Annotated in this window: 23 protein-coding genes and 1 riboswitch; of the genes, 7 read left to right on the top strand and 16 right to left on the bottom strand. The window is 39.2% G+C overall.

Features of this window, described 5'->3' with window-relative positions:
- Window positions 1-17 precede the first annotated feature (17 nt).
- Window positions 18-1,700, bottom strand: a complete 1,683-nt coding sequence (locus MHI20_RS03795; RefSeq protein WP_340936802.1) for a formate--tetrahydrofolate ligase — start codon at window positions 1,698-1,700, stop codon at window positions 18-20.
- Between the two features lie 138 nt (window positions 1,701-1,838).
- On the opposite strand from MHI20_RS03795, the gene metA reads away from it, so the two are divergent.
- Window positions 1,839-2,747, top strand: coding sequence for a homoserine O-acetyltransferase MetA (gene metA, locus MHI20_RS03800; protein ID WP_024718548.1), 909 nt, complete (start codon window positions 1,839-1,841; stop codon window positions 2,745-2,747).
- A 227-nt stretch (window positions 2,748-2,974) separates the two neighbouring features.
- The gene (locus MHI20_RS03805) at window positions 2,975-4,126 is read left to right on the top strand and encodes a diglucosyl diacylglycerol synthase (protein ID WP_007500831.1); all 1,152 of its coding nucleotides are present in this window, start codon (window positions 2,975-2,977) and stop codon (window positions 4,124-4,126) included.
- 35 nt (window positions 4,127-4,161) lie between these two features.
- On the opposite strand, the gene MHI20_RS03810 is transcribed toward MHI20_RS03805, so the two are convergent.
- The gene (locus MHI20_RS03810) at window positions 4,162-4,863 is read right to left on the bottom strand and encodes an AIM24 family protein (RefSeq protein ID WP_216894589.1); all 702 of its coding nucleotides are present in this window, start codon (window positions 4,861-4,863) and stop codon (window positions 4,162-4,164) included.
- 267 nt (window positions 4,864-5,130) lie between these two features.
- Between MHI20_RS03810 and cspD the strand changes: the two genes are divergently transcribed.
- Window positions 5,131-5,331, top strand: coding sequence for a cold-shock protein CspD (gene cspD, locus MHI20_RS03815; protein WP_003215784.1), 201 nt, complete (start codon window positions 5,131-5,133; stop codon window positions 5,329-5,331).
- A gap of 51 nt (window positions 5,332-5,382) precedes the next feature.
- On the opposite strand, the gene MHI20_RS03820 is transcribed toward cspD, so the two are convergent.
- From MHI20_RS03820 to MHI20_RS03840, 5 genes are all read right to left on the bottom strand, one after another.
- On the bottom strand, window positions 5,383-5,565 hold the full coding sequence (locus MHI20_RS03820) for a hypothetical protein (RefSeq protein ID WP_008346368.1): 183 nt from the start codon (window positions 5,563-5,565) through the stop codon (window positions 5,383-5,385).
- A gap of 172 nt (window positions 5,566-5,737) precedes the next feature.
- Entirely contained in the window at window positions 5,738-5,920 is a 183-nt protein-coding gene (locus MHI20_RS03825; RefSeq protein ID WP_008346366.1) for a zinc-finger domain-containing protein, read from the bottom strand.
- 1 nt (window position 5,921) lies between these two features.
- Window positions 5,922-6,593 carry a ribonuclease H family protein gene (locus MHI20_RS03830; RefSeq protein ID WP_340936808.1) on the bottom strand — a complete coding sequence of 224 codons (672 nt, stop codon included), beginning with the start codon at window positions 6,591-6,593 and terminating at the stop codon, window positions 5,922-5,924.
- A gap of 288 nt (window positions 6,594-6,881) precedes the next feature.
- Window positions 6,882-7,787, bottom strand: a complete 906-nt coding sequence (locus MHI20_RS03835; protein WP_138278656.1) for a helix-turn-helix domain-containing protein — start codon at window positions 7,785-7,787, stop codon at window positions 6,882-6,884.
- Between the two features lie 85 nt (window positions 7,788-7,872).
- Window positions 7,873-8,772: an oxidoreductase gene (locus MHI20_RS03840; RefSeq protein WP_340936811.1), complete on the bottom strand. Its 900-nt coding sequence runs from the start codon at window positions 8,770-8,772 to the stop codon at window positions 7,873-7,875.
- A 309-nt stretch (window positions 8,773-9,081) separates the two neighbouring features.
- Here MHI20_RS03840 and MHI20_RS03845 point away from each other — a divergent pair, with 309 nt between their 5' ends.
- From MHI20_RS03845 to MHI20_RS03855, 3 genes are read left to right on the top strand one after another with little or no spacing between them, the layout of a single operon-like run.
- Window positions 9,082-9,771, top strand: coding sequence for a queuosine precursor transporter (locus MHI20_RS03845; RefSeq protein ID WP_007500834.1), 690 nt, complete (start codon window positions 9,082-9,084; stop codon window positions 9,769-9,771).
- 1 nt (window position 9,772) lies between these two features.
- On the top strand, window positions 9,773-10,168 hold the full coding sequence (locus tag MHI20_RS03850; RefSeq protein WP_079919900.1) for a reverse transcriptase-like protein: 396 nt from the start codon (window positions 9,773-9,775) through the stop codon (window positions 10,166-10,168).
- Between the two features lie 43 nt (window positions 10,169-10,211).
- A complete protein-coding gene (locus MHI20_RS03855; RefSeq protein WP_008346357.1) occupies window positions 10,212-10,337 on the top strand; it encodes a hypothetical protein in 126 nt (41 codons plus the stop codon).
- A 38-nt stretch (window positions 10,338-10,375) separates the two neighbouring features.
- On the opposite strand, the gene MHI20_RS03860 is transcribed toward MHI20_RS03855, so the two are convergent.
- From MHI20_RS03860 to MHI20_RS03885, 6 genes are all read right to left on the bottom strand, one after another.
- Window positions 10,376-11,263, bottom strand: coding sequence for a 5'-3' exonuclease (locus MHI20_RS03860; protein WP_340936817.1), 888 nt, complete (start codon window positions 11,261-11,263; stop codon window positions 10,376-10,378).
- Window positions 11,264-11,537: 274 nt separating this feature from the next.
- Window positions 11,538-11,801, bottom strand: a complete 264-nt coding sequence (locus MHI20_RS03865; protein ID WP_008346351.1) for a YpbS family protein — start codon at window positions 11,799-11,801, stop codon at window positions 11,538-11,540.
- A gap of 41 nt (window positions 11,802-11,842) precedes the next feature.
- Window positions 11,843-15,436 carry a dynamin family protein gene (locus MHI20_RS03870; protein ID WP_340936821.1) on the bottom strand — a complete coding sequence of 1,198 codons (3,594 nt, stop codon included), beginning with the start codon at window positions 15,434-15,436 and terminating at the stop codon, window positions 11,843-11,845.
- A gap of 131 nt (window positions 15,437-15,567) precedes the next feature.
- Complete coding sequence (gene fbpC / locus MHI20_RS03875) at window positions 15,568-15,675, bottom strand: Fur-regulated basic protein FbpC (protein WP_306172627.1); 108 nt, start codon at window positions 15,673-15,675, stop codon at window positions 15,568-15,570.
- A 64-nt stretch (window positions 15,676-15,739) separates the two neighbouring features.
- A complete protein-coding gene (locus tag MHI20_RS03880; RefSeq protein WP_144610229.1) occupies window positions 15,740-16,249 on the bottom strand; it encodes an isoprenylcysteine carboxyl methyltransferase family protein in 510 nt (169 codons plus the stop codon).
- Window positions 16,249-17,346: a type III polyketide synthase gene (locus MHI20_RS03885; protein ID WP_135009185.1), complete on the bottom strand. Its 1,098-nt coding sequence runs from the start codon at window positions 17,344-17,346 to the stop codon at window positions 16,249-16,251. Before MHI20_RS03885 ends, MHI20_RS03880 begins: the two co-directional genes overlap by 1 nt.
- 816 nt (window positions 17,347-18,162) lie before the next feature.
- Between MHI20_RS03885 and MHI20_RS03890 the strand changes: the two genes are divergently transcribed.
- Entirely contained in the window at window positions 18,163-19,017 is an 855-nt protein-coding gene (locus MHI20_RS03890; protein ID WP_340936825.1) for a polysaccharide deacetylase family protein, read from the top strand.
- A 64-nt stretch (window positions 19,018-19,081) separates the two neighbouring features.
- On the opposite strand, the gene pbuX is transcribed toward MHI20_RS03890, so the two are convergent.
- The 3 genes from pbuX to MHI20_RS03905 all read right to left on the bottom strand — a co-directional run bounded on the left by pbuX (window position 19,082) and on the right by MHI20_RS03905 (window position 22,842).
- Window positions 19,082-20,401, bottom strand: a complete 1,320-nt coding sequence (pbuX, locus tag MHI20_RS03895) for a xanthine permease PbuX (RefSeq protein WP_039165638.1) — start codon at window positions 20,399-20,401, stop codon at window positions 19,082-19,084.
- Complete coding sequence (gene xpt, locus MHI20_RS03900) at window positions 20,398-20,982, bottom strand: xanthine phosphoribosyltransferase (RefSeq protein WP_008346333.1); 585 nt, start codon at window positions 20,980-20,982, stop codon at window positions 20,398-20,400. The genes pbuX and xpt overlap by 4 nt, the downstream gene beginning before the upstream one ends.
- A gap of 118 nt (window positions 20,983-21,100) precedes the next feature.
- Window positions 21,101-21,200: riboswitch (purine riboswitch) on the bottom strand.
- A 136-nt stretch (window positions 21,201-21,336) separates the two neighbouring features.
- A complete protein-coding gene (locus MHI20_RS03905; protein ID WP_024718539.1) occupies window positions 21,337-22,842 on the bottom strand; it encodes a carboxypeptidase M32 in 1,506 nt (501 codons plus the stop codon).
- Window positions 22,843-22,956: the final 114 nt, after the last annotated feature.

The following is a 22,956-nucleotide window of genomic DNA, read 5'->3' on the forward strand; positions in this document are numbered from 1 at the left end:
GCTTTTTATGCTTCCTGCTAAAAGAGTCCAGTTACACTGCCATCTTCTAATAAATCCATCTCAAGTGCAGCAGGTTTTTTAGGGAGACCTGGCATGGTCAGAATGCTTCCCGTTAGTGCAACGATAAAACCTGCTCCTACAGATGGTTTTAACTCTCGAATCGTAACGGTGAAGCCTTTTGGTCTGCCGATTAAAGCCGGATCATCCGATAGTGAATATTGTGTTTTTGCCATACAAACAGGCAAATGGGCCCAGCCATTTTTCTCAATTGCAGCTAGCTGCTTTCTTGCTTTTGATGTAAGGTTGACGCCGTCTGCACCATAAACCACTTTGGCGACTTTTGACAACTTTTCTTCAATGGAATCTTGCTCCTCATATAAATAAGAAAAGCTGTTTTCATTCTTTTCAATGAGTGTCGTGAGCTCTTCGGCAAGTGCTACGCCGCCAGCTCCCCCTTCTTCCCATACATTGACGGCTTTGACTGGATGTCCATTCGTTTCGCACCAGTTTTCTATTGCTTGAATTTCTTCTTTTGTATCGGTAATAAAACGGTTCACTGCAACGATGTATGGTAGACCGAAGGCTTGCACTGTTTCAATATGCTTCTCTAAATTATGTATACCTTCTAATACAGCCTGTGCATTTGCTTCCTTGAGCTCTGTTTTCTGCATTCCGCCATGCATTTTAAGCGCCCTGACAGTTGCTACAATGACAACAGCGCCTGGTTTAAAATCACCGGCTCTTGTTTTGATGTGAAGAAATTTTTCCGCGCCGAGGTCTGCACCAAATCCCGCTTCTGTTACGACGTAATCTGCTAGTTTTGCCGCCATTTTTGTGGCAATTAAACTATTGCATCCATGTGCAATATTGGCAAAAGGACCACCATGAACAAGGGCTGGAGTTCCTTCAATCGTTTGAACAAGGTTTGGTTTCAGCGCATCTTTTAAAAGCAAGGTTAATACGCCTTCATATCCTAGATTTCCAACTGTGACCGGTTCACCTTCTTGATTGTAGGCAACAACAATAGAAGAAAGACGTTTTTTTAGATCGTTTAAGTCGTCTGCTAAACAGAGGATGGCCATCATTTCGGATGCAACCGTAATATCAAATCCATCTTCTCTAGGGTACCCATTTAATTGACCGCCAAGTCCTACGACCACTTGTCTTAGAGCACGATCGTTTAAATCTAACACTCGTTTCCATACAATTCGGCGTGCGTCGATCCCAAGCTCATTTCCGTGATGGATATGATTATCAATAAAAGCAGATAAAGCGTTATGTGCAGATGTAATCGCATGAAAATCCCCTGTGAAATGAAGATTGATTTCTTCCATAGGCAACACCTGTGAATATCCGCCGCCAGCTGCACCACCTTTAATACCCATTGTGGGACCTAGTGAAGGTTCACGCATGGCAATGATCGCTTTTTTCCCAATTTTCTCGAAGGCTTGACCGAGGCCAACTGTTACGGTGGACTTCCCCTCACCTGCTGGCGTTGGGTTGATCGAAGTCACAAGAATCACATTTCCTTCTTTTTGTTCCTTCAAACGGTCAAAAATAGTCAAAGATATTTTCGCTTTTGTGAAACCATAGCATTCTAATTCTTCGTCATGTATTTGTAATTTTGCTGCGATGTCTTGAATCGGTCTCAGCTTTGCCTTTTGGGCAATGTAAATATCTGATAAATGCTTTGTGATCATGATTAATGGCCTCCTTTTTTGACAGAAACAGCTTTCTTTTTTGCTCTATTTTTCATTGTAACATAATTGAAACATTGAAATATCGCCAGAAAGTTCCTATAATGAAGTGAAATTAGCTTTGGTTCAGGGGGTGGCGAGTTGCCTATTAACATACCAGTTCATCTGCCGGCAAAACAAATACTAGAGAGCGAAAACATTTTCGTCATGGATGAGACAAGGGCATTCAAACAAGATATCCGTCCTTTGAATATCGTGATCTTAAATTTAATGCCAAAAAAAATACAAACTGAAACGCAGCTGCTGAGAATGCTCGGAAATTCTCCTTTGCAAGTGTATTTTACATTTTTGATTCCAAGTACACATACACCGAAGAATACATCGAGAGAGCATCTAGATGAATTTTATACGACCTTTGACTCGATTCGCCATAAAAAATTTGATGGCATGATCATTACAGGTGCACCAATTGAGCATTTAGCTTTCGAAGAAGTTTCCTATTGGAAAGAACTGCAGGACATTTTGGACTGGAGTAAAACGAATGTGACGTCTACTCTCCATATATGCTGGGGGGCACAGGCTGGTCTTTATCACCATTATGGCATTGAAAAAATCAAGCTTCCAGAGAAAAAATTCGGTGTTTTTGAGCATCTTGTCAAAGAGAAAAAAGAAAGATTAGTAAGAGGTTTCGATGAAGTATACTATGTCCCACATTCTAGGCATACAGATATTAATACAGAACAAATAAAAAACACGCCGAATCTAAAAGTATTGAGCACGTCTGAGGAAGCTGGTGTTTGTTTAATTGTTTCAGATGATGATAAACAAGTATTTTTAACTGGACATCCTGAATACGATACAGATACATTGAAGCAGGAATATGAAAGAGATTTGTTGAAACATGATACAGTCAAAAAACCCGTCCACTATTTCATCGAAGATGGAGACACATTAGTTCCAGTGAACCGCTGGAAAGCCCATGCTACTTTGCTGTTTATGAATTGGCTTAATTACTATGTTTATCAAGAAACACCATATGTGTGGGAATAAAATAGACTGTAGTCTGATGATAAATGCTTAAAATGTGTTAAAATACAAATGGCTCTGTCTTCCATTATCAATTTAGTCTGTTTGTTTTTTAAAATTAGTTTAATTCTTTCGTAACGAATGATATGCTCTCGCTGTTTATATGTTATCTTTATGTATATGTAGACCTATGAGATTTATAGTTTCGTACGAAGTTTTGTTGTTGTTGATTACATTTGAGGTGAATATTCTTGAATACCAATAAAAAAATATTAATCTTGACCGCAAATTATGGAAATGGACATATGCAGGTTGCAAAAACACTGTATGATGAATGCAAATCCCAAGGGTTTGAACATGTGATAGTTTCTAATTTGTATCAAGAATCAAATCCCATTGTGTCCGAAGTGACTCAATATTTATATTTAAAGAGCTTCTCCATTGGGAAACAATTTTATCGCTTGTTTTATTACGGTGTAGATAAAATTTACAATAAACGCAAATTTAACATTTATTTAAAGATGGGAAATAAGCGTCTAGATGAATTAATTCAATTACACAATCCGGATATCATCATCATTACATTCCCGATGATTGTTGTACCTGAATACCGAAACAAAACAGGTAAAGTCATTCCAACATTTAATGTGATGACAGACTTTTGTCTTCATAAAATTTGGGTACATGAAAACATTGACCGATACTATGTTGCAACCGATTATGTGAAACAAAAGCTAGTAGAAATCGGCACACATCCAAGCGATGTCAAGGTAACAGGCATTCCGATTAGACCACAATTTGAAGTAGACGTGCCTAAATCGATCATCTATAAAAAATATGGATTATCATCAGACAAAAAAGTCCTTCTCATTATGGCGGGTGCCCATGGTGTACTAAAAAATGTGAAGGAATTGTGTGAAGCACTACTTCTTGACAGTGAAGTACAAATTGTTGTTGTGTGCGGTAAGAATGCAGCGCTGAAGCAATCGCTTAGCGAACTTGAACAAGCACACCCAAATCAATTGAAGGCGCTTGGATATGTGGAACAAATTGATGAATTGTTCAGAGTAACGGACTGTATGATTACAAAACCGGGCGGAATTACATTAACAGAAGCAACAGCAATTGGTGTCCCAGTTATTCTTTACAAACCTGTTCCAGGACAAGAAAAAGAAAATGCTCTTTTCTTTGAAGATTACGGTGCTGCCATTGTCATCAACAGACATGAAGACATTTTAGAATCTGTCACCAACTTGTTGCAAGACGAAGAAAAATTAGAATCCATGAAACAAAACATCAAAAAATTACACTTAAAACAGTCTTCTCAAACCATTTTAGAAGATATCGTCGAACAATCAGATCTGATCATGAGCAACAAATCGTATGCTCAAGCATTATCATAAAAAGGTGTCCGTCAATGACGGACACCTTTTTTCTTTTAACCTTGATTCCCATTCGTTGTATACACTTCTTCAAACGGCTGCACGACAACAAAGCCGCTTCCGCTAAACTTCATTTGAATGGACTCTCCGCTTCCCCTGCCAATAAACGTTTTGAACGATACATCTGTCACAAATTCAGTCTGCAAATCTCCTGACCATGCGACCGTCGCATTCGGATCTGTATAAACAGAATCACCTGGCTGAACAATCAGCGTCAGCGGTTCGTAATGACTTGTGATTGCCACAAGACCTGGTCCTTCAAGTTTGACATTAAATAATCCGCCTGCAAGCATGCCAGACACCTTTTTCATTAATTTAATATCCCACCGAACAGACGGTTCAAATGCGAGCAAGTCGTTTCCATTAACGAAAATAGACTCCCCTTGACCCAATCGAAGAATCGAGATTTTTTTCCCTTGGTCTGCTACATATAATTTCCCATCACCTGTGGCCTTCATCAAAGAAGTTCCTTCTCCTGATAACATTTTTTTGAACATCTTTGACACACCGTGTTCAAACACACCTTCACGTTCAAACTTTATTTTCCCGCGATATGAAACCATAGAGCCTGTTTTTGCCCAAATGGTATCCGTTAAATTAATTTCTAACAATCTTGGTGTTTCAAGTTCAAAGACCCCTTCCCCTTTGTCTTCTTGCTGCGTATTCTGAACAAACTCCTCAATTGTGTAACGATTCATGACGCACCTCTTTCTGTATTTTTACTATATACGGACAAGTTATACGTTAGGTTTCATGAGATTAGGACGTTTTATAGATAAATGTCATTCACTAAAAAAACAAAAAAATCAAACATTCTGCTCAAAATTTGGCTTGCCTGCTTGACGCTTTACTTTTGATGGTGTATAGTGGAACCATCATTTAACAACTTCTTAAGTCGTTAGGTGATGAAAAATTTTTTTTAGTATGCCGAAAGGTGTGCTACAGTACTAGGAGGAAAAAGCAATATGCAAAACGGTAAAGTAAAATGGTTCAATAATGAAAAAGGTTTCGGCTTCATTGAAGTTGAAGGCGGAGACGACGTATTCGTTCACTTCACAGCTATCGAAGGTGACGGTTACAAATCTCTAGAAGAAGGACAAGAAGTTTCTTTTGAAATCGTTGAAGGTAATCGTGGACCTCAAGCTGCAAACGTAACAAAAATCTAATCAACTCAATCAATGATGAAACGACAAAATAAAGAGAGGCGTATGCCTCTCTTATTTGATTTTCAGCTGAATTTCAATCGCTAAAATATTTTGCTTTAATCTTTGTTCAATTTCAGAGATATCTTTTTCGAGAAAAGGTCTTCCCTTCTTTGCTACATCTACCAGTTGCTCTAGATCACTGTACACCTCTTGAAATGTCCGATGTAATACCGTTTCAAAATCCTTATTATCCATGCCGGCCTTCCCCTTTTCCTCTATTATCCGTCACTTAGTCAAAAAGTAACTCAACCAAAACTTTCTATAGTTATATCGGCTCATTTTTCAGAATATGTTCTTTTTTTACACATTCTATTCGTTTTTTTTTCGCGAACGCATGATATATCTAGAGGAAAACCGGAGTGTACGCTTATTTTTTGAGTAATTCATTCCCGTATTGTTTGATCTTCTCTCCTACCGTGCATTGCTGTATACAAAAGGAGTGGGCGTATTTTTTGCCAAATTCTTTACGAAAGTGTTTCTTAATCAAGCAATCTGAACAATACGTGTCTTGAAGATCTGTTAATTCTTTTACTGCTGTTTTTTTATCCACTTTATTCAGCTCCGTCTGCTTCTAATTTCAACTTACTTTCGATAGGGACGTCTGCAAGTATCTGTCTGGCAAGCTGATCTGCTTCTGCATTTTGTTTACGATCGATGACTTCATATGTTGGCGTGAGCTTCAGCTCTTTGATCGCAGCCTCAATTCGGTCGAGCCATTTGTTATGTATATCATCATAACAAGGCCATTCCCCTTTGAGCTGATTCATCACAACAAGAGAATCTCCTCTAATCGTTACAGAGTTTCTGCTGGCTCCCAGTTCTTTTAAAGCTTTTACCGCTTCAAATAAAGCCGCATACTCTCCCTCATTGTTCGTGGTGCTCTGAAAAGGCTGATTCTTCCTTAATCGGTATGCATCCTGTCCGAGCTGATAATACACGACAATTCCAAGCCCAGCATCACCTGTTTCTTTGCGAAAACTCGCATCAAAATAGACCTGAAGCTGATCGGGTTCAAGCCTAAGTTCTTCGTTTAGCTTTTCAAGTTCTTTCATCGACCACATCGCACCCTTTTCATCTTCAAATGATAGAAGTGACTGCGGTTCTTTTTTGTCTATATGTTTTGCTAAAAGCAAGGCCTCTTTGAGCTCCATCCAATCTTCTTGGAAAAAAGCAATGGACCCAATCGATTTCACTTTCATTGTATAGTGCGCTCTTAGTTTCATTGATCACATCGCCTTCCCGTGCTTTTAGAAATACTTCCATCGCTACCAAAATCAGCATGACACATCGTGATAATTACTTTGACAATTCAGTTGTTAGGAGCTTTTTCTTGCATTTAAACGCGAAACCACTTTATCCCAATGATATACGAAGTTTGGATGAGGTACAAAAGAGAATTGAAGAGTTGATCCGATTTTTTACAACGAAGAAAAAATATAAACAAGCTGGCTCCTGTAGAATGCAGGAACTAGCTTGTCGCTTAGCTCTTTTTCTAGCTTGTTCGATCTGCTCTAATTTTTTCTAAATTGATTCGGCGACATTCCTGTTCGTGATTTAAAGAATTTGGAAAAATTGGCCGGGTATTCGAAACCAAGTTTATAACCAATATTAGAGATCGGTTCTGAAGTACCGGATAGCAAGTTTTTTGCATGATTGATGATCTGATAATGAATATGTTCTTGTGTATTTTTTCCCGTTTCTCTCTTTAACAAATCACTTAAGTAATTTGTTGAGTACCCCATTCCTTTCGCAAGCTCTTTAACACTAGGTATACCGTTCTCACCCAGATACTGCAAGGAAAAGCTTTCTTTTAACAATTGTTCAAATTTGTCTACCACATCATGATGAATCGTTTTTCTGGTAATAAATTGTCTCCCATAGAATCGTTGTGCATAGTTAAGCAATACTTCAAGACTGGAAACAATTAAGTCTGACGAGTATATATCTATATTTTGATTGCACTCTTCAATTATGATGTGCACTATTTTTGTTACAGTATCCTTCTCCTTCTCTGATAAATGAAGTGCCTCGTTAGCTGCATAAGAAAAGAAAGAATACTCATCCATTTTACTTCCTAATGAACTTTTTCTAATCAAATCCGGATGAAAACATAGCATCCAACCTTCGGAAACGGTATCACCTGGATCATAGTCAACCGTTAATAACTGTTCCGGTGCCACGAAGATCATACTTCCTTCACTAAAATCATAGTAGCGTCGACCATATTTGATATCAAAATTCGCACCGTTTTTTAATGATATCGTATAAAATCCATTGATAAACTGTTTGGTCTGATGTACCATTGTAGGATTAAATTTGTTTAGTTCTATACATGTTATCTGAGGATGTTTGGGTTTGTCATACCCCAAAAACTCATGTAATGAAGAAATTGAATCAATCCTTGTCGTTTCGTGCATCTTATCATCCTTTTATGATTACAAATAGTCTGTACTCTTTCATGATTTCAATTCTCTTTACTTTGAATAAACGTTCTACTTCAGGTTAGAATTTTATTCCCGTCATTTCCTCTGAACGCTTCCATAATTCTCTTGAAATTGTCTCATCATACGATAGTTTGTTAGATTGATGTGCTACAGGATACCCTCTCATATTCATCAATTTGGATGGTCCAAAAAAATCTCCGGCTTTAGCCTCTTCATCAAAAGCAGCTCGAAGGGTAGGTAAAACCCCCATATGCACACGCTGTGCAAAAAACCTATTCATCCTGCTCATAAAAGCTGAATTTCTCTGTAAGTCTGTAGCTGTCCAACCCGGATGTGCAGCCGTAATTCTTGGGTGATCACCTTCTCTTTTGAGCCTTCTTGCAAGTTCATACGTGAAGTAAAGGTTTGCTAATTTACTGTCACCGTAAGCCTTCTGTGTATCATATTTTCTCGCTTCCCAGTTCAAATCTTCAAAATCGAGTTTTCCCATCGTATGGCCTAAACTGGATAGCACGACAATTCTTGATCCTTCTGTCTTTTTCAAAAGAGGCATAAGTAAGCCAGTTAACGCAAAGTGGCCTAGATGATTGGTTCCGAACTGATTCTCGAACCCATCAACGGTTTTAGAGTAAGGAGGAAACATAATTCCTGCATTATTAATCAGTATATCCAACCGATCATAGTTTTCCACCATTACATTTGCAAAAGCTCGAATAGAACTCAGATTGGCTAAGTCTAATTTCCAAACGTCAATATCCGCATGTTTAAATTCCCTTTTGATATCGTTGACTACTTCTTTACCTTTATCTACATTCCTTACAGCCATAATAACCTTTGCGTTCTTACCTGCAATGGTTTTTACAGCTTCTTTACCAAGACCGCTCGTTGAGCCTGTTACGATAATAGCCTTTCCCTTTTGATCAGGTATTTTGGTTGTGTCCCAATGCTGTTTTCTCAAATTCGTCTCCTGCCCTTCTAGAATTTATTTAATTCATTAAGTTCAGATTACCCTTGATGAACAGTTTGGTACATATACGCATCCACTGCGGATTTATCCAAATCTCTGTAATACTATGCTCCGTCTCAAAGAAAAAAGGCTACTAAAATAAAAAAAGGCCTCAATAAAATAGAAGTCGACCGAAATAACATTATGTTTGCGGATGATGTCATCATCGCTAGTACGCTAGTACAACCCTTTTAAGGTAAACATACGTTATGCTATAATCAAAAAGTTACATTTTACATTTAGAAAGGAAGTTCATGTCACTTGTTTAATGAAGGTATTTGGATCTTATTTGCGATCATTAATTTTATCATTGTTCTTCTATTTTATAAAGGATTTGGCAAGATGGGGCTTTTCGTATGGATTGGTTTTGCAACAGTTGCTGCCAATTTACAAGTGGTCAAAACCGTTGAATTATTTGGCTTAACAGCAACACTTGGCAACATTTTATATGGCAGTGTGTTCTTTGCAACGGACGTCCTAAATGAAAAATATGGACAAACCGAAGCGAAAAAAGCTGTCTGGATTGGCTTTGCCACCCTTTTAACATTAACTGTTGTCATGCAGGAGGCTTTGCTTTTCCATCCCGCTCCATCTGACATTTCCCAATCATCATTAGAAACGATATTTGGCTTTATGCCAAGGGTCGCTCTTGGTAGTCTTGCTGCTTATATCATCAGTCAAATGTTAGATGTTTATGTATATTCGTTTATTCGCCGGATATTTCCTTCAGATGGTGCGCTCTGGCTGCGAAATGCGGGGAGTACAATGATTAGCCAGCTACTTGATACACTCGTTTTCACAACCATTGCCTTTCTTGGGACCTACCCATTTCATATATGGATCGAAATTTTCATCACGACTTATGTGATTAAATTTATCGTCGCTGCCATTGGCACACCTTATGCCTATGCGGCGAAAAAAATGGTTCCGATTGATGAAAGGGGGAAATAAATTGCCAGCTGAAATATATATTGACGGTGCTAGTGCCGGAAACCCAGGTCCATCTGGCATCGGCATTTTCTTGAAATATGACGGAAAAGCTGAGTCTTTCTCCATTCCTCTTGGCATCATGAGCAATCATGAAGCAGAGTTTTCCGCGCTCATTGAAGGCATGAAAATTTGCGTAGAAAAAGGATTACGGACCGTTTCATTCCGCACTGATTCACAAGTAGTGGATCGTGCAGCCAATGCAGGATTTGCCAAAAATCCATCTTTTCGTCATTTTATCGAAGAAATGCTGCAGCTTCAAAACGAATTTGATTTATTTTTCATTAAGTGGATTCCGAGCAAGGAAAATCAAGTGGCTGATCAGCTCGCTAGAAAAGCGATTCACCTTTCAAAAGGATGAATCGCTTTTCTTTTGGTTATGCTAATGTGTGAGGTGATACGAATTGGATAAAGAGAACAGAGGCCGTGTGACAAACGGAACGACTCCTCAAGGTGATGCGCAAACAAAAGATAAACAGCCAATATCGCAATTAGAAAATAAGGCGAAAAAAAGCAACACAAAGGGCTAAAATGAACTTGATTTTAGCCCTTTCTTTTTTTTCTAACCTTAACTGATTCCTAATTGACTTAAGCGGTTAACCATTGGTTCGATCCCTTTGATTTGATGCAAGCGAAGCATTGCCGCTGCCCGCTCTGGGTCCATTTTTATTTTTGTTTCGTCAATCGGACAGCTGAGTGGTACATCACATTTAATTTCTGCCAGTATACGAGATAGCTTCAGATCTTCTAATCCTGCTTGCATTTTCTTTTGCTGAGCTGCCGTTAATGCATGAACATTTTCTAACAGTCGATCAATCGTTTGATACGTTTGAATAAATTTCAACGCTGTTTTTTCGCCGATTCCTTTTACACCAGGGTAATTATCGCTAGAATCACCCATCAGCGCTTTCATATCAATCAGCGCCTTTGGAGATATGCCCATTTCCTCTTCAAAAAGGGATTTTGTATAATGCTTATAATTCCCGATGCCTTTTTGCATTAAAGCCACGGTCACTTGTTCATTCAAGATCTGCAGCAAATCTTTATCTCCTGTTAAAACGGTCACATGTGCTTCGTTTTGATAGATTGATGCAAGCGTTCCAATACAATCATCTGCTTCAAAACCTTTCACACCAATGTTCATGATCCCCAGTTCTTCTGTCGCCTCTTTTGCTAAATCAAACTGCGGGATAAGCTCAACAGGCGCCTCGCCTCGATTGGCTTTATAATCTTGAAACAATTCGTTCCGGTATGTCTGGCTCCCCATATCCCAGCAGCATACGATATGAGTCGGTTCAAATGTTTGGACAGCTGTTAACAAATGCTTCAAATACCCATTCACTCCATTTGTCGGCACACCACGATCATTTATCATAAAATTGCGATGGACAGCCGTCGCATAAAACGACCTAAAAAGAAGTGCCATGCCATCTACAAGTAGTACGTGTTTATTCATTCATCTAAACTCCCTTTTTATAAACAATACTCCTATTCTATCATAGAACATCGAAACGAACATAAAAAAGGCGCCTTCTTCTTTTGATAAAGAAGAGGCAGCCCGATTACTTTTTACCATATTGCATTTTTTTCGTTTCCGCTTCTGCGTAGGATGGCATGCCTTTTTCCTTCGGCATGCGCTCCTCCTGCTGCTTTACGTTTTGCTTTTTTGCCATGATCATTCCCCTTTCTGGTTCATTTGTTAAGATGACCAAAAATGAGAAAGTTACTCTTTATTTCTGTTTACGCTGGGTGTATTCCTCCACCATCTCAATCGTGACATGTTTACGAAGGGGAACAATTCCGCCTCGGGCAAGCTCATTCATTTTAGACGTAATGGCGTTGATCTCATCTGTTGAAAATGGTTCATTGTGTTCACATTTTTTCACAGCCGATTCAATCGCCTGCTCTCTTTTTTGTTCAAGTGCAAGAAAAGATTGGATGTGGGCATGTTGTTTCTGTGAATGTGCAGAAATTTCTTCGTGTACGCTCGTCATCGTCTATCAACTGCTTTCTTTTTTATATAGTCTATCATGAATCATATCGTTTTCAACTGGTTCTTCCATTCATTTGTTTGTTCATAAACTTGTTCAATGATCGCCTGTTTTTCAGCATCTGTTGTAAGGCTTGTCATAAATGTCTGTTTTTGCTCATTGAGCTGTTGGAGAGCATCTTGTTCGTACCTTTCCGTATAGGTCTTCACTAGCTTTTCATATCTGCTCAGCAACTCTTCTTTTTCGTTATCTGCCCAACGTGTTGTCATTTGATGTAGAACATCTCGAATGGCTTCAATAAACGTAGCCTTTTCATTTTGTTCAAAGAAGGCTTTCGCTGATTTTTGTTTCTTTAAAAGCGGCTCAAATGGTGCAATCTCTGCTTCGACTTCAATTTGTTTTAGCTCAGCGTTTTTCTCCTCAGGGGCTGACAGGCTGAGAGAAAAGTAAGGATTTTCCGCACATGCAGCCTGCATCCCTTTTTCCCACTCCTCCTGGAAATAATGGTGGATAAACGATTCCATTCGGATATCAAGTGCCTTGAGCTCCTGCACAAATTCAAATTCATACTCCTTTAACGCTTTCTCAAGTGCCTTTTTTAACTGCTGACCAAAATTCCCTTGAGATATGCCAGGATAAAAAGCCGACTTTAATAGATCATTCGCAAATAATGAAAGCCGCTGTACAATATGATAGAGCTGTTCATGCACGTCTTTTTTTACGCTTTCAGTCACAAGCTTAGACCGTTTCACATCTTGCATTTTTTCGAGAATGGCTTCATAGGATGTCTTGATGTTTTTCTTTTCAGCTTCTTTCTCATCTTCTGATTGATGCAAGGTCGCACGTAGTCTATCGACCGTTGTACATAATGTATTAGCTTCAAAATGCAAAAGTTCAATGGCATCTTTCGTTAATTCTTCCTCAATAAAATAGTCAAGCTGTTTTCTCAGTGTTGCATATTGATTATAAGATGTCGGCTCTTTCCCTTCGATCTCTTCCTTACTAGACACATGATGCAGGTTTGGATTGCGGATGCCTTCTTTTGTGAGCTCGCTTCGTACATAGTCAAATACGGTTTCAAGCTCTGCTTGATCCTTAGCCAAATCAGCTGCATTGATGATAAAGAACATTTTATCCATGCTAAAGGAATCTTTTACGAGTCCAAGCTTCCGTAAAAATGAGCGATCAGCTTTTGAGAAAGAATGCTGATAATACGTTAAATAAAGAAGGGCGTCTGCATCCTTCATATACTGGAAGGCGATTTCTGTATGACGCTTATTCATACTGCTAGCACCTGGTGTATCGACAATCGTCAGCCCTTTATCTGTCAGAGGTGTACTTAAATACACCGTCACTTCCTTCACCACACAAGAAACAGATTCTTCCGCTACATAAGGCTTTAATTCTTGAAGTGTGACATGTAAATTGGTTTGGTTGTCAATGTCATCATGAAACTTGGCATAGGCTTGTAGAAAATGTTCTACAATGATTCGGTGATCCTGTTCGAGCTGCCGTTTTTTCAGCACTCTTTCCAGCTTTGCCTTAAACGAATCTCCTTTTTCTGTTGTGATCGAAAATCCAAGAATCTGATCGAGTTCTTCTAGAATGTCCTGCTTGGTTTTAAACACCACTTTAACACTTTCATGAGGATGATCTTCCGTAGGTCGTGTCAGTTTGTTAATTGTCGCAGTTGTTGGCGTAGGAGATGATGGTAACACCTTCCGTCCAACAAGCGCATTGGCAAAAGAAGATTTTCCAGAACTAAAAGCGCCAAATAATGCGAGTGTAAATTCTTTTGCCTGCAGCCGTTCTGTTCGTTTTTCAAAGGAATCTCTTTGAGACTTTAGAATATCTAAAGGCGATAAAATGCGGGAAAGCTCTTTAAATTGTGCAATCGATTGTGCTGTTGTTAAATGCTGCGATTGACGGTATTGATCGCGCTTTGTCCGTTCAGCAGCTTGATCGCTCTCTTCAACATGAATTGATGCGCGATTCTTCTCCAGCTGGTCGTGCTGCATCCATTGCTTTTTCGCATAAAACCAGTCGCCTGGGATATGCTCATCCGTTCCGTTTTGCCAAATATCCCATAAATGCTGAATATCCTGTCTTATTTGTTCATTTTTTTCGTTATACTCCTCAAGGCTCTGAAGCTCTTGTTTCGCTTGCTCCCATTTTTCCTCTTGCTTCTCCTGTTCATTCTTGAGCTGGTCTTTCAAGGTTTCAATCATCTGTTCAATCAATTGAAGTGCTTGCTGTTTCGCCTGTCTTTTCAATGCTTCACCAGCATCTTTCGCATATTGAAGAACATATTCGTTAGAAAAAGTTGCCCCTTGGTGAATGACCTTTTCAAGCAGGGATTCTTCAATAGGTGTCTCAAATGCCATGGCTTTGTCTAATAACGCTTCCCCAAGCTGATGCTGTTTTATTTCTTTTTTGAGGAGCTCGGCAATGTGCCAGTCAACTTCTGCTTTCATTCTCTTTTTTACATCTGCTAAGAAATCATTTGCCCGCTTTTCCTTTTCCTGCTCGGTTTTATTTTTGGCAAAAAGTAAACCCACTTTAAAGCCAGGTGCTTTCGATTCGATATAGTCACTTGCAAGCTCTCGCATCTTAAATGGCGTGAGGTTTGCATTTTTTAAGATGTTCTCTACTTCAGAAGACACTTCATCTTCTACCTGCTTTGCACCATTTTCAATAAATCGGCGTTTCTCTTCTAGTTCTTTCACTTCATTCCTTTTTTCTTGAAGCTGCTTATCAAGGTCCTCTTCATGCAGTTCTTCTTTTAACGAGTCTATATGTTCTTTTAAAACATGTTCGATTTTCTGCTCTGTATAGGCTCGAAGTGATGCTTTAGGCATGGTTTGTAATTCTTGTAGTTTCTTCACTAAACGGATCATTTCGTTTTTTGGGTGTGCCTCATCCGTCACAGAAGTAAAATATAGATGTTCTTCTTCAATGCCTTCTTTTAAAAGCATCTCAACGACTTGTTTTTTGTAGTTTTCAAAAGTTGTCTCTTGTTCATCATGCCGATCCACTTGATTGACGATGAAATAAAGATTGGGCACTTTCTCTTTAATCGAGCGAATGAAGCGAATGTTTTCTTCAGAATGGACATGGTTATAATGAACGACATAAAAAAGAGCATCCGCTTGATGAAGAATAGAAGCAGCGGATAAAAAGTGCGCATGATCCGTTGAATCAATTCCCGGTGTATCAATGAGTGCCACTTTTTCTTCAAGTCCACTATAATCACCGCTAATTTCCACCATCTCAATTTGTTCCCCATCTTTACAAAAACGCTGCACCGCTTCTTTATCATAAGAACCGCTCATTTTTGCAAAACGTCCATCAGACGTATGGAGCTGAACTTCACTGACCCCTTTCCTGACAACAACCAAGTTTGCACTCGTTGGAATTGGGCTTGTGGGCAGGATGTGATCATGAAGAAGATGATTCACTAGTGATGACTTACCAGCAGAATAGTGGCCGGTAAATGCGATATATACTTCTTCTTCAGCTTCCTTTTTCATAATAGATGCAAGTTTGGCTGCGCGCTCGTGATCATCCCTTTTCAGAAGGCTTTGATATAAAGCACCTGTAGTTTGAACGAGCGAATCTCGAATAGACAAGTCTTTCATGACGATAAACCCCTTTGTTTTTAGAAAAGTCAGTTATGTATGTGTACCATTTTACACAAAATAAAGAGATTTTTCTTCTGATCTGAGGAAATAAAAAAATCTGCTGCCCGATCAGTCACAATGGACTGCAATCAGGAAGCAGATTTTTTTGAAACACCTTTTAATACGAAGCCAATCAATAAGCTGTATACACAGACCGTACCGAGTAAGAAAATCATTGTCATGTGATCACCGTCCATCCTTCATGATTGAGAATGTTTATCATTAATGAAAGTGTAGCACAATTGATAATGATTTTCAATATTAATTTAGTAAATACTGATTCAGTGCTTTTTCCTCTGTTTGTATTCTGACCATCATCATCCATCCATTTAAACACGTAAACAAAATGGCAGTAATAAATGCGTTAAATAGCAGCGGAATGAACATCAGTTCAATCGCCACCACCACATAGTTAGGATGCTTTAACCAGCGATACGGCCCCTTTTTCACAATCATCGCATTTGGAACGACTAAGATTTTTGTATTCCAAAACGTCCCAAGTGAACATAGTGCCCAGTACCGAATCACCTGGGTAGCAAGCAGAAACACAAGCAGCAATAGGAAAAAACGAGACGGTTGACGATGCAGCAGCCATGTCTCTCCAATAAGCGAGAGGAAAAAAGCTGCATGCATAGCGACCATATAAGGATAATGGCTTGCACCAAATTCAATCGCTCCGATCGCCTTCACCTTCTTTTCATTTCTTTTCGCCACAAGCACTTCAATGAGGCGCTGACAAATGAAAATGCCAATCACTATCCAGAAAATCATCACGAAAGCCCCTCCCATTTCATGAGCAATAATTCTGATGAAAAGCCTGGACCAAGTGCTCCGCAAAGCCCCACCTGTCCTGCATCTAGTGACTGATGTTCAAGAAAATGCTTCATGACATATAAAACGGTGGCAGAGGACATGTTTCCATGCTGTTTCAGAACCTCTTTTGAAGAAAATAGCTGATGCTCTTGTAAAGATAGGCTTTCAAGATAGGCATCAATCACTTTTTTTCCTCCAGGGTGAGCAAGAAAAACGGATACATCCTCTGTTGAAAATCCTAGCTGATGTAAAAATTGATCCACTTGCTCTTTTAACCACCCAGAAATGATGGACGGAATGTCACGTGAAAAGATGACCCGAAATCCGTCGGCGGTAAAATCCCATCCCATCACATCCTCAGAATCTTTCATGGTCACTGACTGCGTGCCAAGCACTTTAGGTACTGTTTTTAACCGCGTATACTTAGAGGCAGCCTTTTCTCCAGTTAAAAGAACGGCCGCAGTCCCGTCACCGAACAGCGAGGTTCCAATTAAATTGCTTTTTGATTGATCTTGCGGCTGAAAAGTGAGGCTGCAAAGCTCGCAGGCAACAACGAGCACTTTCGCTTCTGGATACGCCCTGATGTATTCATAAGCTCGGGATAAGCCTGCCGCCCCGCCCCCGCATCCTAACCCCCAAATTGGCACTCGTTTCGTATAAGGAGAAAATGGAAGAACATTCATCAGCTTTGCATCAAGACTTGGTGTTGATAACCCTGTACTGGAGATGAAAAACAAAGCATCAATCTCATCAAAAGGAACTGGCTTTGTAAGGAACGCTGTTTCATGAAGACAGTGAAAAACGGCTTCTTTCGCATGTGCCAATGCTTTTTCGATATAGAGGTTGTTTTTCTCTTCAAAAGAGTGATGTTCTTGATACCAATCAATAGGCTGTACAAACTGCCTGCTCTCTATTTCGCCATTATTAAAAGCTTTTAATAGCCGATCAATATCTTTAAACGATCGTTTAAATTGAGACCTTGCAAATTGAGCAGCTGCTTGCTGATCCACATGATGTTTTGGCAGACTTGTTCCAACTGAAAGAATGTATGCCATCGGTTTCACCTCTTTTTTCGGTTAATATCCCCAATCAAAAAAAGGATATACATGCCAAAACGACACAATTCAGTCAAAATATTTTCCTCCGTCTAACTTTTTGTCTTGACGACAATTGATAAATATTGGATAATATAGGTGAAAACATGATGTAGTTTTCCTCCTTCACAGGTTCGTTCCAAGCCAAGCGAACCTGCTTTTTTTATGCAATTTTAATAGAATTATTTAACATAGCTTTATGAAAAAACACCTGTCAAATGAGAAGTGCAGACCGTAGACAAACCCCACCTTTACTTCAAGTAAAAGTGCTGTATGAAAGGAATAAGCAAATGACTTTTCACGTTCACCTTTTACATAGTAGCCAATCTCTGATTCAGTTGTACTGACTTTGCTTTCTTTTGTTTCTTCTTTATTTTGTAGGGGAGGACTTTTCTCTATGTATTTCGCGTTTGATAGCCTCTATCTCCAATATCCACATGAGCATCCTTTTTTCACTGAAATCGTCATTTTACAACACTTTCATACGGAATCTCCTTTCACTTCGCATTAATGGTTAAATCTGTTGCTATCTTAGCGTATAAATACCAACTTTTCGATCACTATTCAGAATTATTTCATTTAAACATGAATGGATCACCTTTTTTTCTGATCAACACAAATAAATAACCATAAAATTCTAATTTATTTGATAACTATATATAAAAAGGTGTTTTTTTCCTGTATACTTAATCAATATGAACACCATGAAAAATAGTGAATAAAGACAGAATCTACTACATGATTCGGCACAAAATTTAATTGACTGGAGTGATTGTCATGAAAAAGGTGTCCAAAAAACAGACACCCTACAACACGATATTTCTCTCGAAGATAATTGGTTTAGTGCTTCTTACACTGTTTCTCGTTTTTATCTGGGATATGTCTAAACCCCATTTGCAGGCGACAAATGGGCAAGCAAAAATTGTTACTAGCAGTGACTTCCGAGACACAAGTATCAGTCTGAAAGCAAAAGATCATTCTACAAGAACATTGGATCAACAATTTAGGACCAATCCAAACCAACAGACAACGAATAAAACGGTCTTTTTAACATTTGATGATGGCCCTTCTGCTACATCAAATCAGCTGTTAAATGTCTTAAAAGCACATCAAGTGAAGGCGACATTCTTCATGCTTGGACCGCAAATCCAAGCTCACCAAGCAGCGGTGAAAAGACTTTATCAAGAAGGACATCAATTAGGGCTTCATGGCATGACGCATGATATAAACCGCTTTTATCAGAACAGTGAGTCTCCCGCAAATGAAATGAAAGAAGCTCAGCTCATTCTTGCTTCTGTTACAGGCGTTTATACCCGTCTTGTGAGAACACCTTATGGCAGTGTTCCAAATTTAACATATGATCAAAAAGTACGTTTAAACCAAAATGGCTTTATTTACTGGGATTGGACGATTGATAGCCTTGACTGGAGATATAAAAACTCACAATATGTTCCAGAGGTATTGAATCAACTGCAAATGTTTGAGAAAAATAAACCATGGGAACCAAAAGTTATTTTAATGCATGATCAACCCTCTACCACGAACTATTTAGATAGCCTGATTACACAACTAAAAGCAAGGGGCTATACATTTGCAGTCATTAACGAAACAATGCCGCCGGTACAACATTAATAGCACTAATCACAACAAGCCCGTATCCAAAGGATGCGGGCTTTCACCTCTCCAAGAGAAGTGTTTACATAACAGATTGCTTAGGTTCTTCCATTAGCTCCTGCTCTGTTTCTTTTTTAAAAGGAATCATGTGATAAATAATATGAAGCAAAATAGCGGTAAAGCTTCCGGCGACGATTCCGTTACTTGTTAACAATTTAATCGATTCTGGCAAATGATCAAACATTTGCGGTACCACCGTTACTCCGAGCCCGATGCCAACTGAGCATGCGACAATGAGTAAGTTTTCCTGTTTTGCAAAATCGACGCGTGAGAGCATTTTAATCCCGTACGCAATGACCATGCCAAACATGGCGACCATTGCACCGCCTAGAACGGATTTAGGAATAATCGTTGTAAATGCCGCGATTTTAGGAAAAAGGCCAAATACCATTAATAATACACCTGTCACCACAATGACCTGATTTTTCTTCACACCTGTTAATTGGATCAATCCAACGTTTTGAGAGTAAGCTGTGTATGGAAAAGCGTTGAAGATACCGCCTAATAAGACGGCAATTCCCTCTGCACGATATCCCTTTGCTAAATCTTTCTCTTTTAATGAACGATTCGTTAAATCTCCGAGCGCAAAGTATACACCCGTTGATTCGACTAATGACACAATGGCAACTAATGTCATTGTCATGATTGGTGCAAATTCAAAAGTAGGCAACCCAAAGTAAAAAGGCTCAATGATGCGGAAAACTTGTGCATTCGCCACTTCTGCCGTCTCCACCTTCCCTAAGAAAGCAGCAACTGCTGTCCCAAGTAGAATGCCGATTAAGATGGCAATGGCTTTCATGAATCCCTTTGTAAATCGATAGAGAAGGACAATAATAAACAACACTAGAAAAGCAAGTCCAAGATTCTCAAAAGAACCATAGTCTGCACTTCCTTCACCACCTGCCATATTGTTCATGGCTACCGGAATTAAGGTAATTCCAATGATCGTGACGACGGAACCTGTGACAACGGGCGGGAAGAATTTCACAAGCTTCCCAAAGAAAAATGAAAGAGCAATGACAATACACCCTGCGGCGATAATACTTCCATATATAGACGAAATTCCATATTTAGAGCCAATCGCAATCATAGGAGATACCGCAGTAAATGTACAGCCTAGTACAACAGGCAAACCGATGCCAAAAAAGCGGTTTTTCCATACTTGAAGCAGTGTGGCGGCGCCGCACATGAAAATATCTGCCGAAATTAAGTACGTCAGCTGGGCTGGCGTGAGCCCAAGCGCATCTCCAACAATGAGCGGGACAAGAACCGCACCTGCATACATCGCCAGTACATGCTGTATCCCTAGCGAAAGGGTTTTGGCTTTTTTAGCGGCACTCATGATTGTACCTCGCGTACAAACGTGACTTTTCCTTCCTCGAGCGATTCGATACGTGCGAGTGACTCGACTCTATAGCCCATTTGCACAAGCTCTTTTCTTCCAGGCTGGAATGATTTCTCGATAACAATTCCAAAACCAGCTACTTTTGCTTTCGCTTGCTTTGCGATTGCAGCTAGTCCCTTAGCGGCTTCTCCATTTGCTAAAAAGTCGTCGATGATTAACACACAATCATCCTCACTAAGGTGCGTGTTAGAGACAGCGATCGTACTTTCTACTTTTTTGGTAAAAGAATACACACTTGCTGTCAAAAGGTTATCCGTTAAAGTAAGTGATTGCCGCTTTCGGGCAAAAACAACTGGCACATGAAGGGCAAGTCCAGCCATGACAGCAGGTGCAATACCAGAAGATTCGATTGTGATAATTTTAGTAATTCCATCATGCTTAAATAATCTAGCAAACTCTTGACCGATCTCATGCATTAACACAGGGTCAATTTGATGATTTAAAAAAGCATCTACCTTTAACACTTGATTTGACAGAACAATTCCTTCGTTCTCTATCTTTTGACGTAACAATTCCATCATTCTTCCTCCCAGCATATTAGCAACTTTCATTTTTTTGCATAAAAAAAGCATTGCTGTCCATTAAGGAGCAAGCAATGCGAAAACGATCCACGGGATCTTCAGCTCATACAAAAGCTGTTTCATTTTGCTCACTCATAGTCGGACGGTATCGGTGTCCGGTAGAAACTTGCGTGCCATCATCACGCGATTATATGAGTGTTATAGTGTTCAAATTATAACAAGATTTCAGACGCTTGGAAAGCACTTTTCTAGAAAAATACCGAACTTAAATAATCATCAAGCTTTAAACGTTCGTTTTTAGAATATTCAACCAGCAAAAAAGCACCCTGCTGATTAAAGGGTGCCTTTCATTTATGATAAATACAGTTTCGTGTACTTATCTGTTAAATAATCAATTAAGTATTGAACATTTAATTCTTCACCAGTTGCGTCTTGAATGATCTCAGATGGCTTTTTCCGTTTTCCATGCTTGTGGACATGTTCCGTTAGCCATTCTTTTATCGGTGCAAAAGACCCATTTTGAATCAGTTCATCAAAATTCGGTAAATCTTTGATCATTTGCTGCTTTAATTGCGCCGCATACATATAACCAAGTGCATATGAAGGGAAATAACCAAAACTACCATCAGACCAGTGAACATCCTGCAAAATACCAAGCGCATCGTTAGGCGGCGTAATGCCAAGATATGCTTTATATTTTTCATTCCATAACGCTGGCAGATCTTCAACGGCTACTTCTTCATTGAAAATGGCTTTTTCAATTTCATAGCGAATAATAATGTGAAGTGGATACGTGAGTTCATCTGCTTCAATTCGAATGTAAGTCGGCTTCGATTCATTCACCGCATGCACAAATTCTTCTAAAGTGACATCTTTAAATTGTTCAGGAGATGCCTCTTGCAGCTTTTGATAATACGTTTTCCAGAAATCTTCATGTCTGCCGATAAAGTTCTCAAAGAAAAGAGACTGTGATTCATGAATACCCATTGATGTGCCGTCACATAAGAGCGTTCCGCTCAGTGCCTCATCAATATTTTGTTCATAAATGGCATGGCCGCATTCGTGAATGGTGCCAAAGATCGCCATGCGAAAATCGTGCTCATCATAACGCGTCGTCACACGTACATCCCCTCTGCTTAATGTCACAGCAAATGGATGAACCGTTGTATCAAGTCGTCCTGCGTCAAAGTCATACCCTAACTCTTTTAAGAAAAAGAGACTCAGCTCTTTTTGTTTGTCGATCGGGAAGCTTTTCGATAAAAACGAAGTATCTGGTTTATTTGGCGAAGCTTCAATTTTTTTCACGAGAGGAACGATGGCGTCTCGAAGTGCACCGAATTTTTGATCGAGTTGTTCAACCGTCATATCCGGCTCATAATTATTGAGCAGCACATCATATGGTGTTTTTTTCACGCCCCAATACTGGATGAAACGCTTGTTAAAATCAATCAGTTGTTTTAAATAGGGTGCAAAGAGTGAAAAATCTGATTTCTCCCTTGCTTCTACCCAAACATGCTCTGCTTTTGATTGTAGAATGGAGTATTCTTTAAATTCTTCTTTTGGAATTTTGCTGTTTTCATCATATTCTTTTTGCGATAATTCGAGTGCCTTCTGCGTGTCTTTTGACAGCTTTTCTTTCTCTTTATTTAATGCATCAAGAAGATCTCTCATTTCATCAGAAGTCTTCATATTAAAGATATCGCTGGATAATTGACCGATGGTTTCTGCTCTGAAATCAGCGCTTTTTTTAGGCGCTTGTGTTCGAGAGTCCCAATAAAGTAAATGAAGCGCCTCTGTATAATGGGCGATTTTTCCTAGTAATTGATAAAACGCTTTCTCTTTTGATTCAAGACTCATGCGTTCGTTCCCCCAATCAATAAAATATGTATGTACGTTTCAAGGCTACTTCAATAAATGTTCTTTTGTCAATGAAAAAGGAGGATACGCTGATCGTATCCTCCTCTTATTGAA

It is taken from the genome of Bacillus sp. FSL K6-1106 (assembly GCF_038005245.1).
Lineage (GTDB): Bacteria > Bacillota > Bacilli > Bacillales > Bacillaceae > Bacillus > Bacillus altitudinis.

Bases quoted from the DNA above. Each gene is read 5' to 3' on its own strand.
- MHI20_RS03795 (WP_340936802.1), bottom strand. From the start codon at position 1,700: ATGATCACAAAGCATTTATCAGATATTTACATTGCCCAAAAGGCAAAG.
- MHI20_RS03810 (WP_216894589.1), bottom strand. From the start codon at position 4,863: ATGAATCGTTACACAATTGAGGAGTTTGTTCAGAATACGCAGCAAGAA.
- cspD (WP_003215784.1), top strand. From the start codon at position 5,131: ATGCAAAACGGTAAAGTAAAATGGTTCAATAATGAAAAAGGTTTCGGC.
- MHI20_RS03820 (WP_008346368.1), bottom strand. From the start codon at position 5,565: ATGGATAATAAGGATTTTGAAACGGTATTACATCGGACATTTCAAGAG.
- MHI20_RS03830 (WP_340936808.1), bottom strand. From the start codon at position 6,593: ATGAAACTAAGAGCGCACTATACAATGAAAGTGAAATCGATTGGGTCC.
- MHI20_RS03835 (WP_138278656.1), bottom strand. From the start codon at position 7,787: ATGCACGAAACGACAAGGATTGATTCAATTTCTTCATTACATGAGTTT.
- MHI20_RS03860 (WP_340936817.1), bottom strand. From the start codon at position 11,263: ATGAATAAACACGTACTACTTGTAGATGGCATGGCACTTCTTTTTAGG.
- MHI20_RS03865 (WP_008346351.1), bottom strand. From the start codon at position 11,801: ATGACGAGCGTACACGAAGAAATTTCTGCACATTCACAGAAACAACAT.
- MHI20_RS03870 (WP_340936821.1), bottom strand. From the start codon at position 15,436: ATGAAAGACTTGTCTATTCGAGATTCGCTCGTTCAAACTACAGGTGCT.
- fbpC (WP_306172627.1), bottom strand. From the start codon at position 15,675: ATGGACGGTGATCACATGACAATGATTTTCTTACTCGGTACGGTCTGT.
- MHI20_RS03880 (WP_144610229.1), bottom strand. From the start codon at position 16,249: ATGATTTTCTGGATAGTGATTGGCATTTTCATTTGTCAGCGCCTCATT.
- MHI20_RS03885 (WP_135009185.1), bottom strand. From the start codon at position 17,346: ATGGCATACATTCTTTCAGTTGGAACAAGTCTGCCAAAACATCATGTG.
- MHI20_RS03890 (WP_340936825.1), top strand. From the start codon at position 18,163: ATGAAAAAGGTGTCCAAAAAACAGACACCCTACAACACGATATTTCTC.
- pbuX (WP_039165638.1), bottom strand. From the start codon at position 20,401: ATGAGTGCCGCTAAAAAAGCCAAAACCCTTTCGCTAGGGATACAGCAT.
- xpt (WP_008346333.1), bottom strand. From the start codon at position 20,982: ATGGAATTGTTACGTCAAAAGATAGAGAACGAAGGAATTGTTCTGTCA.
- MHI20_RS03905 (WP_024718539.1), bottom strand. From the start codon at position 22,842: ATGAGTCTTGAATCAAAAGAGAAAGCGTTTTATCAATTACTAGGAAAA.